The sequence below is a fragment of the Azospirillum sp. ST 5-10 genome, assembly GCF_051225715.1.
Classification (GTDB): Bacteria; Pseudomonadota; Alphaproteobacteria; order Azospirillales; family Azospirillaceae; genus Azospirillum.
The window spans coordinates 205,001-221,482 of record NZ_JBPJSP010000001.1; the positions used below are offsets into that span (position 1 = coordinate 205,001).

13 protein-coding genes are annotated in these 16,482 nt (G+C 71.9%); 6 read left to right on the forward strand and 7 right to left on the reverse strand.

Features of this window, described 5'->3' with window-relative positions; all coding sequences use genetic code 11:
* Positions 1-57 precede the first annotated feature (57 nt).
* From ACSBPG_RS01010 to ACSBPG_RS01020, 3 genes are all read right to left on the reverse strand, one after another.
* Positions 58-2,334: an NADP-dependent malic enzyme gene (locus ACSBPG_RS01010; RefSeq protein ID WP_435535224.1), complete on the reverse strand. Its 2,277-nt coding sequence runs from the start codon at positions 2,332-2,334 to the stop codon at positions 58-60.
* A 191-nt stretch (positions 2,335-2,525) separates the two neighbouring features.
* Complete coding sequence (locus ACSBPG_RS01015; protein WP_435535225.1) at positions 2,526-3,272, reverse strand: creatininase family protein; 747 nt, start codon at positions 3,270-3,272, stop codon at positions 2,526-2,528.
* 229 nt (positions 3,273-3,501) lie between these two features.
* Positions 3,502-5,187 (reverse strand): methyl-accepting chemotaxis protein, encoded by a 1,686-nt coding sequence (locus ACSBPG_RS01020; RefSeq protein WP_435535226.1) that lies wholly within the window; start codon positions 5,185-5,187, stop codon positions 3,502-3,504.
* Positions 5,188-5,423: 236 nt separating this feature from the next.
* On the opposite strand from ACSBPG_RS01020, the gene ACSBPG_RS01025 reads away from it, so the two are divergent.
* The 4 genes from ACSBPG_RS01025 (at position 5,424) to ACSBPG_RS01040 (ending at position 8,433) form a co-directional block, all read left to right on the forward strand.
* A complete protein-coding gene (locus tag ACSBPG_RS01025) occupies positions 5,424-6,053 on the forward strand; it encodes a DUF5671 domain-containing protein (RefSeq protein ID WP_435535227.1) in 630 nt (209 codons plus the stop codon).
* Positions 6,050-6,484 carry a hypothetical protein gene (locus tag ACSBPG_RS01030; protein WP_435535228.1) on the forward strand — a complete coding sequence of 145 codons (435 nt, stop codon included), beginning with the start codon at positions 6,050-6,052 and terminating at the stop codon, positions 6,482-6,484. The genes ACSBPG_RS01025 and ACSBPG_RS01030 overlap by 4 nt, the downstream gene beginning before the upstream one ends.
* A gap of 132 nt (positions 6,485-6,616) precedes the next feature.
* Positions 6,617-8,152 (forward strand): YifB family Mg chelatase-like AAA ATPase, encoded by a 1,536-nt coding sequence (locus ACSBPG_RS01035; RefSeq protein WP_435535229.1) that lies wholly within the window; start codon positions 6,617-6,619, stop codon positions 8,150-8,152.
* A 68-nt stretch (positions 8,153-8,220) separates the two neighbouring features.
* A complete protein-coding gene (locus ACSBPG_RS01040) occupies positions 8,221-8,433 on the forward strand; it encodes a hypothetical protein (protein ID WP_435535230.1) in 213 nt (70 codons plus the stop codon).
* A 44-nt stretch (positions 8,434-8,477) separates the two neighbouring features.
* On the opposite strand, the gene ACSBPG_RS01045 is transcribed toward ACSBPG_RS01040, so the two are convergent.
* The 4 genes from ACSBPG_RS01045 to adh form a co-directional block, all read right to left on the reverse strand.
* A complete protein-coding gene (locus ACSBPG_RS01045; protein ID WP_435535231.1) occupies positions 8,478-10,337 on the reverse strand; it encodes a NahK/ErcS family hybrid sensor histidine kinase/response regulator in 1,860 nt (619 codons plus the stop codon).
* Positions 10,334-11,518, reverse strand: a complete 1,185-nt coding sequence (nosP, locus tag ACSBPG_RS01050; protein WP_435535500.1) for a nitric oxide-sensing protein NosP — start codon at positions 11,516-11,518, stop codon at positions 10,334-10,336. The genes ACSBPG_RS01045 and nosP overlap by 4 nt, the downstream gene beginning before the upstream one ends.
* Before the next feature lie 121 nt (positions 11,519-11,639).
* The gene (locus ACSBPG_RS01055) at positions 11,640-12,020 is read right to left on the reverse strand and encodes a DUF779 domain-containing protein (RefSeq protein WP_435535232.1); all 381 of its coding nucleotides are present in this window, start codon (positions 12,018-12,020) and stop codon (positions 11,640-11,642) included.
* A 78-nt stretch (positions 12,021-12,098) separates the two neighbouring features.
* A complete protein-coding gene (adh, locus tag ACSBPG_RS01060) occupies positions 12,099-13,619 on the reverse strand; it encodes an aldehyde dehydrogenase (protein ID WP_435535233.1) in 1,521 nt (506 codons plus the stop codon).
* Between the two features lie 289 nt (positions 13,620-13,908).
* Between adh and pedF the strand changes: the two genes are divergently transcribed.
* Both pedF and ACSBPG_RS01070 read left to right on the forward strand, forming a co-directional pair.
* Positions 13,909-14,358, forward strand: coding sequence for a cytochrome c-550 PedF (gene pedF, locus ACSBPG_RS01065; protein ID WP_435535234.1), 450 nt, complete (start codon positions 13,909-13,911; stop codon positions 14,356-14,358).
* Positions 14,359-14,552: 194 nt separating this feature from the next.
* Positions 14,553-16,433, forward strand: coding sequence for a methanol/ethanol family PQQ-dependent dehydrogenase (locus ACSBPG_RS01070; protein WP_435535235.1), 1,881 nt, complete (start codon positions 14,553-14,555; stop codon positions 16,431-16,433).
* The last annotated feature ends 49 nt before the right edge of the window (positions 16,434-16,482 follow it).

Genomic DNA, 16,482 nt, shown 5'->3' on the forward strand with positions numbered 1-16,482 from the left:
GCCGGTGAGGGGTTCACAAAAGATTCACGCCGCGCTCCCGGGGCCGGGCCGCCGGCCTCACCACGCCAGCGAATCGTGGGCGGCCAGCGCCGCCATGGTGACCACGTCGCCGACGCCCGCCCCCATGGGAACGATCTGCGCCGCCTTGTCCAGGCCGATCATCAGCGGACCGATGACCTGGCTGCGCGTCGTCTTCTGCAGCAGCTTGGCCGAGATGTTGGCGGCGTGCAGCGCCGGCATCACCAGCACGTTGGCCGGGCCGGAGAGGCGGCAGAAGGGATAGACCCGCCTCATCAGCTCGACGTCGAGCGCCACGTCGGCGGACATCTCGCCGTCGTACTCGAAGTCGACGCGGCGGGAATCGAGCACGGTGACCGCCTCGCGCACGCGCGCCACCTGGCTGCCCGCCGCCTGCTGGCCGAAGTTGGAGTAGGACAGCAGCGCCACCCGCGGCTCGTGCCCCATCTGCCGCGCCTTGGCGGCGGCCTGGACGGCGATGTCGGCCAGGGTCACGCTGTCCGGCACCTCGTGCACGGTGGTGTCGGCGATGAACACGGTGCGCGGCCGGCTGACCATCACCGTCAGGCCGAACACCCGCTCGTTCGGCCGCGGGTCGAGGACGCGGCGGATCTCGTCGAAGCAGACCGAGAAGGAGCGGGTCAGGCCGGTGACCATGGCGTGGGCGTCGCCCTGCGCGACCATGCAGGCGGCGAAGACGTTGCGGTCCTGGTTGACCATGCGCTGGCAGTCGCGGTAGAGCGCGCCGCGCCGCTGCAGCCGGCGGTACAGGAAGTCGCCGTAGCGCTGGGTGGCGTCGGACAGGCGGGCGTTGTGGATCTCCAGCTCCGCCACCGAGTGCTGGCCGAGGGCGGCGAGCCGCTCGCGGATCACCTCCTCGCGGCCGAGCAGCACCGGCGTGCCGTAGCCGGCCTGGCGGAACGCCAGCGCGGCGCGGATGGCGCGGTCCTCCTCCCCTTCGGCGAAGACGACGCGGCGCGGGTTGGCGCGCACCTTGTCGAGGATCAGCTCCAGCGAGTCGGCGGTCGGGTCGAGGCGGGTGCGCAGGGTGTGGCGGTAGCCCGCCATGTCGATGATCGGCTTGCGGGCCACCCCCGACTCCATGGCCGCCTGGGCGACCGCCGGCGGCACGGTGACGATCAGGCGCGGGTCGAAGGGGACGGGGATGATGTAGTCGACGCCGTAGCGCAGGCGGCGGCCGGCATAGGCGGCGTCCACCTCGTCGGGCACGTCCTCGCGCGCCAGCTTGGCCAGGGCGTTGGCGGCGGCGACCTTCATGGCGTCGTTGATGGTGGTGGCGCGCACGTCCAGCGCCCCGCGGAAGATGTAGGGGAACCCCAGGACGTTGTTGATCTGGTTGGGATAGTCGGAGCGGCCGGTGGCGACGATGGCGTCGGCGCGCACCGCCCGCACCTCCTCGGGCGTGATCTCGGGATCGGGGTTGGCCAGCGCGAAGATGATGGGGCGGTCGGCCATCGACGTCACCATGCGCGGCGTCACCGCCCCCTTCGCCGACAGGCCGACGAAGACGTCGGCGCCGGCCAGCGCGTCGGCCAGCGTGCGCGCCGGCGTGTCGACGGCGAAGGAGGACTTCCACTGGTTCATGCCCGTGGTGCGGCCGCGGTAGACCACCCCCTTGGTGTCGCACAGCACGATGTTCTCGCGCGCCACGCCCAGGGCGTTGAACAGCTCGGCGCAGGCGATGCCGGCGGCGCCGGCGCCGTTGACCACCATGCGGACGTCCGGCAGGCGGCGGCCGGTGATGTCGCAGGCGTTGATCAGGCCGGCGGCGGCGATGATGGCGGTGCCGTGCTGGTCGTCGTGGAAGACCGGGATGTCCATCAGCTCGCGCAGGCGCTGCTCGATGACGAAGCAGTCCGGCGCCTTGATGTCCTCCAGGTTGATGCCGCCGAAGGAGGCGCCGAGATAGCGCACGCAGTTGACGAACGCATCGACGTCGGCGGTGGACACCTCCAGGTCGATGCCGTCGACGTCGGCGAAGCGCTTGAAGAGGACGGCCTTGCCCTCCATCACCGGCTTCGACGCCAGCGCGCCGAGGTCGCCCAGCCCCAGCACCGCCGTGCCGTTGGAGACCACCGCCACCAGGTTGCCCTTGGCGGTGTAGTCGTAGACGGTCGACGGATCCTCGTGGATGCGCAGGCAGGGCGCCGCCACCCCCGGCGAGTAGGCCAGCGACAGGTCGCGCTGGGTGGTGAGCGGCTTGGTGGCGCTGATCTCCAGCTTGCCGGGGCGGCCGCCGGCGTGCAGCAGCAGGGCTTCTTCTTCGGTGATGCGCTTGGTGTCGGTGTCGGCCATCGGAGTGTCCTCGCGGTCTGACGCTTGACGGCCGGTTCTGTCGGCTGCCGGCCTTGAGCGGAGCGCGCGATGGTAGTCCCGTTGCCGCACGCCCGCCAGCGCGCCATCGCCGCAACGCGCACGTTTCGATCGGAAACGGCCGTGGAAACGACCGATTGCCGCGGCGGAGCGTCCGCCCCGGCAATCTTCGTTCAGGCCTGCGATACGAAGGTGCGGTACTGCACGGCGATCGCCTGCACCGCCGCCTCGAGCAGGCGGGCGCCGTGCTCCGGCCGGGCGAGCGAGGGGGCGGAGCCGATGCGGCCGTCGGGATAGCGGCGGCGGAAGTCGCGGGCGTCGTAGAAGCTGCCCGACGGGGCGACGTGCGGCTCCATGGCCGCGGTCTTGATCGCCTCGGGGAAGAGGTGCTGGGTGAGCGACACCTCGGACGGGGTGGCGTGGGAGCCCTCGGCGCTGCCGAACAGCTCCTTCGACAGGGCGCCGACGGCGGCGTTGTCCCACCAGTTGACGAACTGGCAGCGCAGTTCGGGCGCCGCGGCGCCGAGGCGGGCGCGCTGGTCGGCGTAGATCTCGTAGAAGGCGGCGCGCAGGGTGGCGATGTTGCCGCCGTGGCCGTTGACGAACAGGAAGCGCTCGAACCCGTGTTCGGCCAGCGCCGTCACGTAGTCGCGCAGGAGCGCGATCAGGGTCGACGGCCGCAGGGTCATCGAGCCGGGAAACTCCATGTGGTGCACCGCCATGCCCACCGGGATGGTCGGCCCCACCAGGGCCGAGACCGCCTCGCCGACGCCGCGGGCGACCGCCTCGGCGCACAGGGCGTCGGTGCCCATCAGGCCGTTCGGCCCGTGCTGCTCGATGGAGCCGATGGGCATGACGATCCCCTTCGACGTCTTCAGATAGGCCTCGACCTCGGGCCAGGTGCACAGCGACAGGAGCACGGGACTCGTTCCTTCGTTCGAATGATCCGGCATGGACCGAGAGAGAATAGGGCGGCGCGGCGGCCGGCCCAAGGCGCGGACCGGGATGCGGTACGGCGTCTCCCCCGGCCGGCCGCAGCCTAGGGTATGTCCCCGTCTTTCACCATGCGCCGCCACAGGCCCTCTCCCGGCGGAGCCGAGGGAGGGTTACCCAGCGGTCGACCTGTGCGTTGCGTAGGGCCGGCCGCCCTCAGGCGGCGCGCACGCTGGCGAGGAAGGTCGTCACCTCGCTGCGCAGCCGCTCCGCCTCGCGCGCCAGCAGGCCGGCGGCGCCCAGCACGTTGCCGGCGATGGACGCCGTCTCCTCCACCGCCTTGTGGGCGGCGTCGACGTTGCCGGCCACGCGCTGCGTGCCGTCGGCCGCCTGCTGCACGCTGCCGGCGATCTCGCGGGTCGCCGCACCCTGCTGCTCGACCGCCGCCGCCACGGTGGCGGTGATCTCGTTCATGCGCGCCACCGTGCCGCCGACGCCCTGGATCGCCGTCACCGCGGTGCCGGTCATCGACTGGATCTCCGTCACCGTCGCCTGGATCTCTTCGGTGGCGCGGGCGGTCTGGGTGGCCAGCGCCTTGACCTCGGAAGCGACGACGGCGAAGCCCTTGCCGGCCTCGCCGGCGCGCGCCGCCTCGATGGTGGCGTTCAAGGCCAGCAGGTTGGTCTGTCCGGCGATGCCGCTGATCAGGGCGACGATGTCGCCGACCCGCTTGGCCGAGTCGGCGAGCTTGGTCATGGCGGCGTTGGCGCGGTCGGCCTCCGACACGGCGTCGGCGGCGATCTGCGAGGAGTGGGCGACCTGGCGGGAGATCTCGTGGATCGACGACGACAGCTCCTCGGTGGCCGAGGCGACGGTGCCGACGTTGGCGCTGGTCTGGTCCGCCGCCCCGGCGGCGGCCGTCGTCTCGCCGCCGGCCAGCGCGGCCGAGGCGCTCATGGCGTTGGCCGAGGATTCCATCTCGACCGCCGACGAGGCGATGGCGTCGACCACCGACTTGACCGAGCTCTCGAAGCCGTCGGCGAGGCCGCGCATGGCGCGCTGGCGCTCGTCGGCCGCCTCGCTCTTGAGACGGTCCTGCTCGGCGTCGAGGCGCGCCGCCTCGGCGGACCGCTCCTTCAGCACGGCGACGGCCTGGGCCATGGTGCCGATCTCGTCCCGCCGGTCGACCCCGGGGATGGCGGTGCCCAGCTCACCGTCGGCCAGCCGGTGGGTGGCGTCGGACAGCGCCAGGATCGGCCGGGTGATCCGCCGCCCGAGCCAGAGGGCGGCGCCGAAGGTCAGCAGCGCCACGGCGGCGACGATGCCGCCGGTCAGGACCGTGTTGTCCCAGACGTCGGCCTCGACGTCGTCGAGATAGATGCCGGACCCGACCACCCATTTCCACGTGCCGGTGAGCTGGGAATAGGACGCCTTGCGCACCGGCGGGGTGTCCTTGGCCTTGGGCCAGAGATACTCGGTGAAGCCGCCGCCGGCCTTGGCCGCCTCGATCATGTCGTAGCTGAAGCGGGTGCCGTTGGAGTCCTTGTCGTCGATCGAGGCGACGCCCTCGCGGTCCTTGCGCAGCCCGTGGACGATGATCACGCCGTCGAGCCGGCGCACCATCACGTACTCGTTGCCGTCGAAGCGGATGGCCCGCAGCGCGTCCTTCGCGGCCTCCTGCGCCGCCTCCACGGGCAGTTCGCCCTTGGTCGCCTTGTCCTCGTAGAAGGCGACGATCTTCGATGCCGCCTCGACGACGACGCGCGCCCGGGCGCGGTGCTCGTCGACGGTGACGGTGCCGATGGTCCGGATCGACAGGAGGCCGACCACCGCCAGGGCAACCAGGGCGACGATCGGGATGATGACGATGCGGCCATTGATGCTGCGGAATGCGGTGCGCACGGTCGGGTCTCTCACGCTGCTTCGGGACGTCTTGCGCCCCTCGAAAGAGGCACCCCCTTTGTCACATACGAAAATGAAGTGCGCGTTAACATTCCGTCTCGCAAACTGATAATCGGCGCGACCAGGGCCGCCCTGCGGCGGTGCCGGAGGGGCCGCGGTGCGCTGGCATTCCCCCGTCGCCGGACCTACATTCGCGCGCGACGGTCGCTTGGCCGGTACCGGAGGGGATCGCACCGATGACGTCGCAGGCAACCGAGTTCGTGCGCGGAGCCCTCGCCGCGGGCATCGACCGCCGGCGCATCGCCGAAGCCCTTCGCCAGGCGGGCTGGCCGGAGTCCGACACGCGGGCGGCGCTCGACTCCTATGCCGACGTCGCCTTTCCGCTGCCGGTGCCGCGCCCGAAGCCCTCCCCGTCGGCACGCGAGGTGTTCCTTTACCTGCTGGCCTTCGGCGCCCTGTACGTCTGCGCCTGGCACGTGGGAGCGATGGCGTTCGCCTTCATCGACCGCTTCCTTCCGGATCCCGCCGCCTACGACCACGGGTACCGCGGATTCGCCGACACGGTGCGCTGGAACGCGGCGGCGCTGGTCGTCTCCCTGCCGCTCTTCCTGCTGACCTTCCGCACCGTCGAAAACGCGATCGTCGCCGACCCGACGAAACGCGGTTCGTGGCCACGGCGATGGCTGACCCACCTGACGCTGCTGTTCGCCGCCGTGGTCATTTCGGGCGACCTGGTGGTGCTCGTCTACAGCGTCCTGGGCGGCGAGTACGGGCAACGCTTCCTGCTGAAGGTGGCGACCGTCGGGGTCATCGCCGGCGGGATCTTCACCTATTTCCTGTCCGACATGCGTCGCGAGGCCCCATGAGGCGCCCGGCCGCCCTGTTCGCCGGCGCGGTGGCGGCGGCGGGCCTCGCCGCCCTCGCCGCCGGCATCGTCGCCATCGGTCCGCCGTCGGAGATCCGCGAACGGCGGCTCGACACCGAGAGGATCGCCGACCTGCGCGAGATCGCCGGCGCCATCGACCGTCACCTGCACCGGACCGGCGCCCTGCCGGCCGGGCTGGACGCGCTGAACACCGCCGACCAGCCGGTCGCCCTGCGGTCGGCCGACCCGGCGACGGCCGAACCGTACGACTACGCGGCCACGGGTGCGCGCTCGTACCGGCTGTGCGCCACCTTCGGCCGCCCCACCCCGACCGACGGGGACGGCGGCAACCCCGATCGCACCCCGGGTTTCTGGCGCCACGGCGCCGGCCGCCAGTGCTTCTCCATCGACGTCCCCCCGGCGCCCCGATGACCGCCGCCGCCCCGCCCGCAGGGCGGTAGGGAGGCGCGGGCGGCCCGGCCGAGCCTTGGGCGACCCTTCCGGCTGGCAAACGCCGGGCCGCCACCATACAGTTGCGTGTGCGCGGCGAGGGGGTGGTGCGGCATGGTTGCGCGGGTCAACACGGTGGCGTTCCAGGGCATCGAGGTCATGGACATCGACGTCCAGGTGCAGATGTCGGGCGGGCTGGTCGCCTTCACCGTGGTCGGGCTGCCGGACAAGGCGGTGGGCGAGAGCCGGGAGCGGGTGCGCGCCGCCCTGCACGCGCTGGGCCTGGCGCTGCCGGCCAAGCGCATCACCGTCAACCTCGCCCCGGCCGACGTGGTGAAGGAGGGCAGCCACTTCGACCTGCCCATCGCGCTCGGCCTGCTGACCGTCATGGGCGTCCTGCCGGACGAGGAGATCGGCCGCTTCTCGGCGCTCGGCGAGCTGGCGCTGGATGGCGCGGTGACGGCGGTGGCCGGCGTGCTGCCGGCGGCGATCAACGCGCTGGCCGGCGGGCGCGGGCTGATCTGCCCGGAGGCCTGCGGCGGCGAGGCGGCGTGGGCCGGCGAGGAGCTGGAGGTGCTGGCGCCGGGCTCGCTGCTGGCGCTGGTCAACCACTTCAAGGGCACCCAGGTGCTGGTCCCGCCCAAGCCCCGGCTGCAGGAGGCCGATCCCCACGGCGGCCCCGACCTCAAGGACATCAAGGGCCAGGAGACCGCCAAGCGGGCCCTGGAGGTGGCGGCGGCCGGCGGCCACAACCTGCTGATGGTCGGCCCGCCGGGGTCGGGCAAGTCGATGCTGGCGGCGCGCCTGCCCGGCCTGCTGCCGCCGCTCGACCCGGCGGAGGCGCTGGAGGTGTCGATGATCCATTCGGTCGCCGGCCACCTCGCCGACGGCAAGCTGCTGACCCGGCGCCCCTTCCGCGACCCCCACCACAGCGCCTCGCTGCCCGCCCTGGTGGGCGGCGGCCCGCGCGCCCGGCCCGGCGAGATCTCGCTGGCCCACACCGGCGTGCTGTTCCTCGACGAGCTGCCGGAGTTCCCGCGCCCGACCCTGGAGGCGCTGCGCCAGCCGCTGGAGACCGGCCGCTCCACCGTCAGCCGGGCCAACGCCCACGTCACCTACCCCGCCCGCGTCCAGCTCGTCGCCGCCATGAACCCGTGCCGCTGCGGCCATCTCGACGACCCGGCGCTGGCCTGCGCCCGCGCCCCCAAATGCGCCGCCGAGTACCAGGCGAAGATCTCCGGCCCGCTGTTCGACCGCATCGACCTGCACGTCGACGTCCCCGCCGTCGCCGCCGCCGACCTCAGCCTGCCGCCGCCGGCCGAGGGCAGCGCCGCGGTCGCCGCCCGGGTCGCCGCCGCCCGCGCCGTCCAGGCCGCGCGCTACGCCGCGTTCGGCGCGGCGCCGGGCGGGCGGGCGCTGCGCACCAACGCCGACGCCGACGGCGAGCTGCTGGAGACGGTGGCGTCGCCCGACGCGCCGGGCCGTGCCCTGCTGACCGAGGCGGCGGAGCGGCTGAAGCTGTCGGCGCGCGGCTACCACCGCGTCATGCGGGTGGCCCGCACCCTGGCCGACCTCGACGGCGCCGCCGGCGTGCGCCGCCTGCACGTTGCCGAGGCGCTCAGCTACCGCCGCATGGCGCCGGGGCGCTAGGCATTTGCGCAACGGCCCGATCGAGCGTCAAATACCCGTACAACGATGCCGCCACGCCCGGGGGACCAATGACCGACCTGATCGAGGCACTGTGGGAGCTGCTGATCGAGAACAGCCTGGTGCGCTGGTTCTTCATCGGCCTGCTGGTCGGGCTGGCGGCGATCGGCTGGATGCTGTGGACGGGCGTCGAGATGGACGGCGGCGACGCGGTGATGGGCATCGTCGCCAGCGGCGTCGTCGTGCTGGGCCTGCGCCTCGCCCTGTGGTTCGTCCGCGGCTGAGCACCGCTCCGGGCCGGTTCCGGCGCCCCGTCGGCGCCCCGTCGTCACCCCGCCGCCACCAATTCCGACATGACGGCGCGGAGCTGCGCCGGCTTCACCGGCTTGGTCAGCAGCAGACAGCCGGCGGCCCGCGCCTCGTCGGCCAGTTCGGTGGTGCGGTTGGCGGTGATGATGACGGCGGGCAGGACGGTGCCGGCGGCGGCCCGCAGGCGGGCCACCTCGTTCACACCCAGCGCGCCATCGTCCAGATGGTAGTCGGCGATCAGCAGATCGGGCGCCCGCGGCAGCTCGGACAGGCGGGCCAGCGCCTCCTCCCCGGTGGTGGCCGACACCACCTCGCACGACCAGCCGCGCAGCAGCACCTCCATCCCCGCCACCACGGCCGGCTCGTTGTCGAGCACCAGAACCGAGGTGCCGGCGAGCCGGTCGGCCAGCGGCCGGGCCGCGGCGGCGGCGATGCCGCCGGCGCCGCGCGCCACGCGGCGGTCGGTGCCGCGCGGGACGGTGACGGCGAAGACCGATCCCCGCCCCGGCTCCGACCGGACGGTGACGCGGTGCCCCAGCATGCGCGCGACACGGTCGACGATGGCGAGGCCGAGGCCCATGCCGCGGTCGGCGCCCTTGGCACCGGGCGTGTCGAGCCGGCGGAACTCCTGGAAGATCTCGCCCAGCTTGTCGGGCGGGATGCCGGGGCCGCTGTCCCACACCTCGATGCGCACGCCGCCCGCCACCCGCCGGCAGCCGACCAGCACCCGGCCCCGCTGCACGTAGCGCAGGGCGTTGGACAGGAAGTTCTGCACGATGCGGCGCAACAGGCGCATGTCGCTGCGCACCACCGCGCCGCTGCCCACCACCCGCAGCGCGATCCCGCGCTCCATCGCCACCGCGGCGTATTCGTTGGCGAGCGGCACCAGGATGCCGCGCAGGGGGAAGTCCGTCACCTCCGGGGTCACCGCCCCGGCGTCGAGCTTCGATATGTCCAGCAGCGCCGACAGCAGGTCCTCGACGGAGGCGAGGGCGGCGTCGACGTTGCGCACCAGCTCTCCGTTCGGCTCCGGCTGTTCCAGGTCGGCGAGGGCGGAGACGAACAGGCGGGCGGCGTTCAGCGGTTGCAGAAGGTCGTGGCTGGCCGCCGCCAGGAAGCGGGTCTTGGACAGGTTGGCCTGCTCCGCGTCGGCCTTGGCGAGGCGGAGCGCCGCTTCGGCCGCCACGCGTTCGCTCACCTCCTGCTGGAGCTGGTCGTTGAGGCGCATGAGCGCGGCCTTCTCCGCCTGTTCGGCCTCGCGCCGCCGCTCCTCCTCCCGCTTGATGTCGGTGATGTCGGTGTAGACGCCGACGATGCCGCCGTCGCGGATGCGGCGCTCGTTCACCTGGATCCAGCGTCCGTCCGACAGGCGGCTGATGAAGGGGCCGTTCATGCCGTGGCGGTGCTGCAGCCGCTCGGTCAGCCACACCGCCGGCACCGGCTCGCTGACGGCGGCGGTCCCGGCCACCATGACGGCGATGTCGGCGAAGCGGATGCCGGGCTGGATGCGGTCGGCCACGCCGGTCCAGTAGGACAGGTACTTGCGATTGCACAGCACCAGCCGGTCCTCGGAATCGAACAGGGCGAAGCCCTCGTTCACCGACTCGATCGCCTCGTAGAGGCGCGAGCGCATGGTCTCCGCCAGCTCCTTGGCGCGGGCCAGGTCGCGGTGGCTGTCCTCCAGCTCGCGCAACGCCCGCTCCAGCTCGGCGGTGCGCTCGCGGATCTTGTGCTCCAGCACGATGGCGGTCTGGAACAGGGAGAAGGCGCCGCCCTGGAAGTCCATGGAGCGCTCCACCCGGTCCATCAGCACCCGGTTGATGCGGCGGAGCTTGGCGTTCTCGCGCTCCAGCTCGGCGATGCGGGCCGCGTCCGTCACGACCGCCTCCCGCCGATCGCCACGCCGGTGAAGGTCTGGTTGACGTGCATGCCGTTGTACTGCTCGCCGTAGGCGCAGAAACCGACGACGCGGTGCCGCGCCAGGCGGGCGGAGATCTCCGCGGCCAGCCCCCGCTGCTCCATCTCCAGCCGCCGCAGGATGCAGTCGCAGCCGAGGATCAGCGCCGGTTCGCCCACCTCCGCCCGGATGCCCTCCATCAGCGCGTCGAGGTTGGCAAGCGGGTCCACCCCCTCCGCGACCGTCAGCACGATTCCCTCGTCGATCGCGCAGAAGAAGGTGAGGCTCGCGTCCTCGTTCACCTTCTGGATGGAGCGGACATGGTACTGGCCGCCGACGCGCACCACCACGGGGTGGCTGGCGAAGATCATCGGCGTCAGCGCCTCTCCCTCCAGCCCGACGAGGCGGGCGTATTCCGGGCCGGCGGGCTCGGCGTTGATCTCGGTGACGACGCGCCGCTGCGGGTCGGCGCCGGTCACCACCATCTTGCGGTCGGCGCTGACGAAATGCTGGGTGCGGAAGACGCTGAAGGGCCGCGCCGTGGTGAACAGCGCCACCACGCCGGCGTTGGCGTGGAAGACACCGCCGTGCAGCACGAAGGTGCGCTCGAAATGCAGGTCGTCGCCGGCCGAGGCGCCGAACAGCGGGATGTCGAGCAGCGCGCCGTGCAGCGCGCTCACCACCAGATCCTCGCTCAGGGACAGGCCGTCGATCAGCAGCATGGCGAAGCTGTCCGCGGCGGGGCCGAGCGGCCGGGCGCGCGCCGCCAGCGCCGCGTCGCGCCGGCCCAGCAGCGTGCGCGCGGTGGTGCCGCCGTCCTCGAAGCGGAAGCCGTCCACGCCCTCCACCAGGGTGGTGACGATGCTGAAGTCCGCGGAGGGGAAGCCCACGGCCACCACCGCCCCGGTGGTGTAGCCGTCCGGCCCGATCTCCCCCGCGGTGGTGCAGCCGATCACCGGAACCGGCCCGAACCGTTCGGCCAGCGCCGCGGCCAGCGCGCCGCGGTCGTAGCGCGGCGCCACGAAGACCAGCACCAGCTCCAGTGGCTCGCCGGCCATCCCCTCGTGCAGCTCCCGCGCCGCCGCGGCGGGGTCGTCGGCCCGCGACAGGGCGCACGGCAGGGCGGGCGGTCCGGCCGGCGCGCGCGGCACCTCGGCGACCATCTCCGACACGGCGGATCCCTCCGGCATTGGTGCGTGTGCGGCCAGGGTACTCCACGGGTGGCGGCGGGCAACCCCGATCCTGGGGATGGTGGATGAGACCATGGTCGGACCACCGCGCCGGTCAGACCGGATCGCCGGCCGGCGCCGGCGCCGCAAGCCCCGCCATCTCCTCGTCCGTGAAGAGGCGGGCGCGCGCGATGAAGCGGACGCCGTCCGGCGCCTCCAGCGAGAAGCCGCCGCTGCGCGACGCCACCACGTCCAGCACCACCTGGCTGTGCTCCCACCAGCCGAAGGTGTCGTCGGCCATGCAGAAGGGCGCGCCGCCCACCGTGCCGAGGCGGAGATCCCGCCCGCCCAGCCGGAATTCCCCACGCGGCAGGCAGAGCGGCGCGCTGCCGTCGCAGCAGCCACCGGACAGGTGGAACAGCAGCGGCCCGTGCTTGGCGGTCAGCCGCGCGATCACGGCGAGGGCCGCGCCGGTGGCGGTCACGCGGTCGGTCATGAGCGTTCCCCGACGAAGGTTCGGGCCGGGAGCGACGCGCCCCCGGCCCCGGTCCACCCGATGGAAGGACGGCGCCGATCAGAAGAAGCCGAGCGCCTTCGGGCTGTAGCTGACCAGCAGGTTCTTGATCTGCTGGTAGTGGTCCAGCATCATCCGGTGCGTCTCGCGCCCGATGCCCGACTGCTTGTAGCCGCCGAAGGCCGCGTGCGCCGGGTAGAGGTGGTAGCAGTTGGTCCACACGCGGCCGGCCTGGATGCCGCGGCCCATGCGGAAGGCGCGGTTGCCGTCGCGACTCCACACGCCGGCGCCCAGGCCGAAGGTGGTGTCGTTGGCGATGGCCAGCGCCTCCTCCTCGGTCTCGAAGGTGGTGACCGACACCACCGGCCCGAAGATCTCCTCCTGGAAGACGCGCATCCGGTTGTGCCCTTCCAGCACCGTCGGCGTGACGTAGTAGCCGCCATCCAGCTCGCCGCCGAGATGGGCGCGCTCGCCGCCGATCAGCACCTTGGCACCCTCGGCCCTGCCGATGTCGATGTAGGACAGGATCTTCTCGAGCTGCTCCTGCGAGGCCTGGGCGCCGATCATGGTCGCCGGGTCGAGCGGGTGGCCCTGCTTCACCTGCGCCACGCGGGCGACGGCCCGGTCCATGAAGCGGTCGTAGACCGACTTCTGCACCAGCACGCGGCTGGGGCAGGTGCAGACCTCGCCCTGGTTCAGCGCGAACATGGCGAAGCCTTCCAGCGCCTTGTCGAGGAAGTCGTCGTCCTCGGCCATGACGTCGGCGAAGAAGATGTTGGGCGACTTGCCGCCCAGCTCCAGCGTGACCGGGATGATGTTCTCCGCCGCATACTGCATGATCAGGCGGCCGGTCGAGGTCTCGCCGGTGAAGGCGACCTTGGCGATGCGCCTGGAGGTGGCGAGCGGCTTGCCCGCCTCGATGCCGAAGCCGTTGACCACGTTGATCACGCCGGCCGGCAGCAGGTCGCCGACGATGTCCATCAGCACGAGGATGCCCATCGGCGTCTGCTCGGCCGGCTTCAGCACCACGCAGTTGCCGGCGGCCAGGGCCGGCGCCAGCTTCCAGGCGGCCATCAGCAGCGGGAAGTTCCAGGGGATGATCTGGCCGACGACGCCCAGCGGCTCATGGAAATGGTAGGCGTAGGTGGTGTGGTCGATCTCCGCGATCGAGCCCTCCTGCGCGCGGATGCAGCCGGCGAAATAGCGGAAATGGTCGATGGCGAGCGGCACGTCGGCGGCGCGCGTCTCGCGGATCGGCTTGCCGTTGTCCAGCGTCTCCGCCAGGGCCAGGACCTCCAGCCGCTCCTCCATCCGGTCGGCGATCTTCAGCAGCAGGTTGGCGCGCTCGGTGGGCGAGGTGCGGCCCCAGGCGTCCTTCGCCTTGTGCGCCGCGTCCAGCGCCAGCTCCACGTCGGCGGCCTGCGACCGCGCCACCTCGCACAGCGGCTTGCCGCTGATGGGGGTGATGTTGATGAAGTACTGGCCGTCCAGCGGGGCCACCCACTGGCCACCGATGAAGTTGTCGTAGCGCGGGCGGAATGCCACTTGCTTCTGCAGCGTGTCGATGGCTTGGTGGAGCATTGGCCGATCCTCATCGTTGCTTCCGGCCGCCGGGCATCGGCCAGGCCGGAATGTTTTCCCGGCTCCGTCATCCGACGTTTTCGTGGTTCGGGTAAATGATACTATGGTCGGATGGGACGGCCGGCCGCCCGATACCGCCGCTGCCGCGCCACGCCATCCGACCATCGTATCATGGGCGCGGTGTCGGCGATCCGCCGGCGTCGCACCATGGTCCAATTATTTGGTGGTCGAACGACCTTCTATGATCCCGGCCGACGAGCAAAGCCCGGTTCATGGAAAGGACGCACCAATGACCTCCACGTCCCCCCGGACGCCGCCCCTCGCCGGCCTGGTCCTCGGCACCGTCGCGGCTCTCTCGGTGGCCGTCCAGGCGCCGTCGGCCAGCGCCCACGGCGACATGACTCCCCAGGCGGTCGACACCACCGGCCTCGATCGCCTCGGCCCCGACTGGCGGGACAGCAACCCCTACCGCGGCAACACGCGCGCCATCGACATCGGGGAATCGGCCTTCAACCAGAACTGCGCGCGCTGCCACGGGCTGGGTGCGGTGTCCGGCGGCATCGCGCCGGACCTGCGCTTCCTGGAGAAGGGCGACAGCGGCGACGAGTGGTTCAGGGAGCGGGTGACCAACGGCGCCATCCGCGGCGGCGTCACCTACATGCCCCGCTTCGGCGAGGCGCTGGGTCAGGAGGCGCTGTGGGCGATCCGGAGCTGGCTCGAGACCGTCCACGAGGAATGACCGGCATGCCGGCGCCGCGGCCGGTCGCGCCGGCGGCGGCCGGCGCCGTCCGCGCGCCGCGGCGGCGGAGGGGCGCGACATGGCGGAGGTGCCGGACCGCCCGCCCCCCGAGAAGAACGCCGCCGGGAAAGGCGGCAGAACCACGCTCCCCGCTCATCGGAGCGCCGGGAACAATCATGGAAGGGAAAACGCTCATGACCCTCATCCGGTCAACCGCAGGAACGTCGCTGAAGAAGACCGTCAATCCGCTGGCCGTGGTCACGGTGAGCGTCCTCGCCGCGACGGCGCAGCCGGTCACCGCCGGTCCGGTCACCTGGGACGCCATCGCCGAGGACGCCGCGACCACCAAGGACGTCCTCATGTACGGCATGGGGCTGGAGGGCAAGCGCTTCAGCCCGCTCGCCCAGATCAACAGCGACAACGTGGCGGGGCTGGTCCCCGCCTGGTCCTTCTCGTTCGGCGACGAGAAGCAGCGCGGCCAGGAGACGCAGGCGCTGGTGCACGAGGGGGTGATCTACATCACCGCCTCCTATTCCCGGATGTTCGCGCTGGATGCGAAAACCGGGCGCAAGCTGTGGTCCTACAGCGCGCGGCTGCCGGACGACATCCGTCCCTGCTGCGACGTGATCAACCGCGGCGCCGCCATCTACGGCGACAAGGTGTTCTTCGGGACGCTCGACGCCTCGATCGTCGCCCTGAACAAGGACACGGGCAAGGTCGTCTGGCGCAAGAAGTTCGGCGACCACAAGGCCGGCTACACGATGACCGGCGCGCCGACGATCATCAAGGACATGAAGACCAACCGGGTCATGCTGATCCACGGCTCGTCCGGCGACGAGTTCGGCGTGGTCGGGCAGCTCTACGCGCGCGATCCCGACACGGGCGAGGAAATCTGGATGCGGCCGCTGGTCGAGGGGCACATGGGCCGCCTCGACGGGAAGGACAGCACGCCGACCGGCAACCCCGACGCGCCGTCCTGGCCCCGCGCCGCGGACGGCAGGCCGGTGGACGCCTGGCACCATGGCGGCGGCGCGCCGTGGCAGAGCGCCACCTTCGACCCGGCGACCAACACCATCGTCATCGGCGCCGGCAACCCCGCCCCCTGGAACGGCTGGGCGCGCTCGCCCGGCGACAGCCTCTTCACGTCGGGCCAGGCCTATGTCGACCCGACCACCGGCGCGCTGAAGGGCTTCTACCAGCACACGCCGAACGACACATGGGACTTCTCGGGCAACAACGAGATCATCCTGTTCGACTACACCGACGCCTCGGGCAAGACCGTCAAGGCGTCGGCGCACGCCGACCGCAACGGCTTCTTCTTCATCACCGACCGCGACAGGCTGGCGGCTCCGGGTGGCGAGATCAACCGTCCGACGGCGCTGATCGCCGCCTACCCGTTCGTCGACGGCATCACCTGGGCGAAGGGCTTCGACACCAGCACCGGCCGTCCCATCGAGGTCGAAGGACAGCGCCCGCCCCTGCCGGCGGAGGGCGAGAGCAAGGGCAAGGTCGTGGAGGTGTCCCCGCCCTTCCTGGGCGGCAAGAACTGGAACCCGATGGCCTACAGCGAGGACACCAAGCTCTTCTACATCCCGGCCAACCACTGGAAGGAGAGCTACTGGACCGAGCATGTGAGCTACAAGGAGGGGGCCGCCTATCTCGGCATGGGCTTCCGCATCCACAAGATGTTCGATGACCATGTCGGCGTCCTGCGGGCGCTCGATCCCAAGTCCGGCAGGACGGTGTGGGAGCACAAGGAAGAGCTGCCGCTGTGGGCCGGCGTCGTGACGACGCGCGGCAACCTCGTGTTCACCGGCACCGGCGACGGCTACCTCAAGGCCTTCGACGCCCGGACGGGCAAGGAGCTGTGGAAGTTCCAGACCGGCTCCGGCATCGTCTCGTCGCCGGTCACCTGGGAGCTGGACGGCGTCCAGTACATCGGCGTGGCCTCCGGCTACGGCGGCGCGGTGCCGCTGTGGGGCGGCGACATGGCCGACCTGACGACCCGCGTGTCCCAGGGCGGTTCCTTCTGGGTGTTCAAGCTGGCCGACATCAAGCTCGCCGGCAACCGCTGACCGCCGTCCCCGCGGCCGGCCACGGAACGGCCGGCCGCCCCCCTGTGCG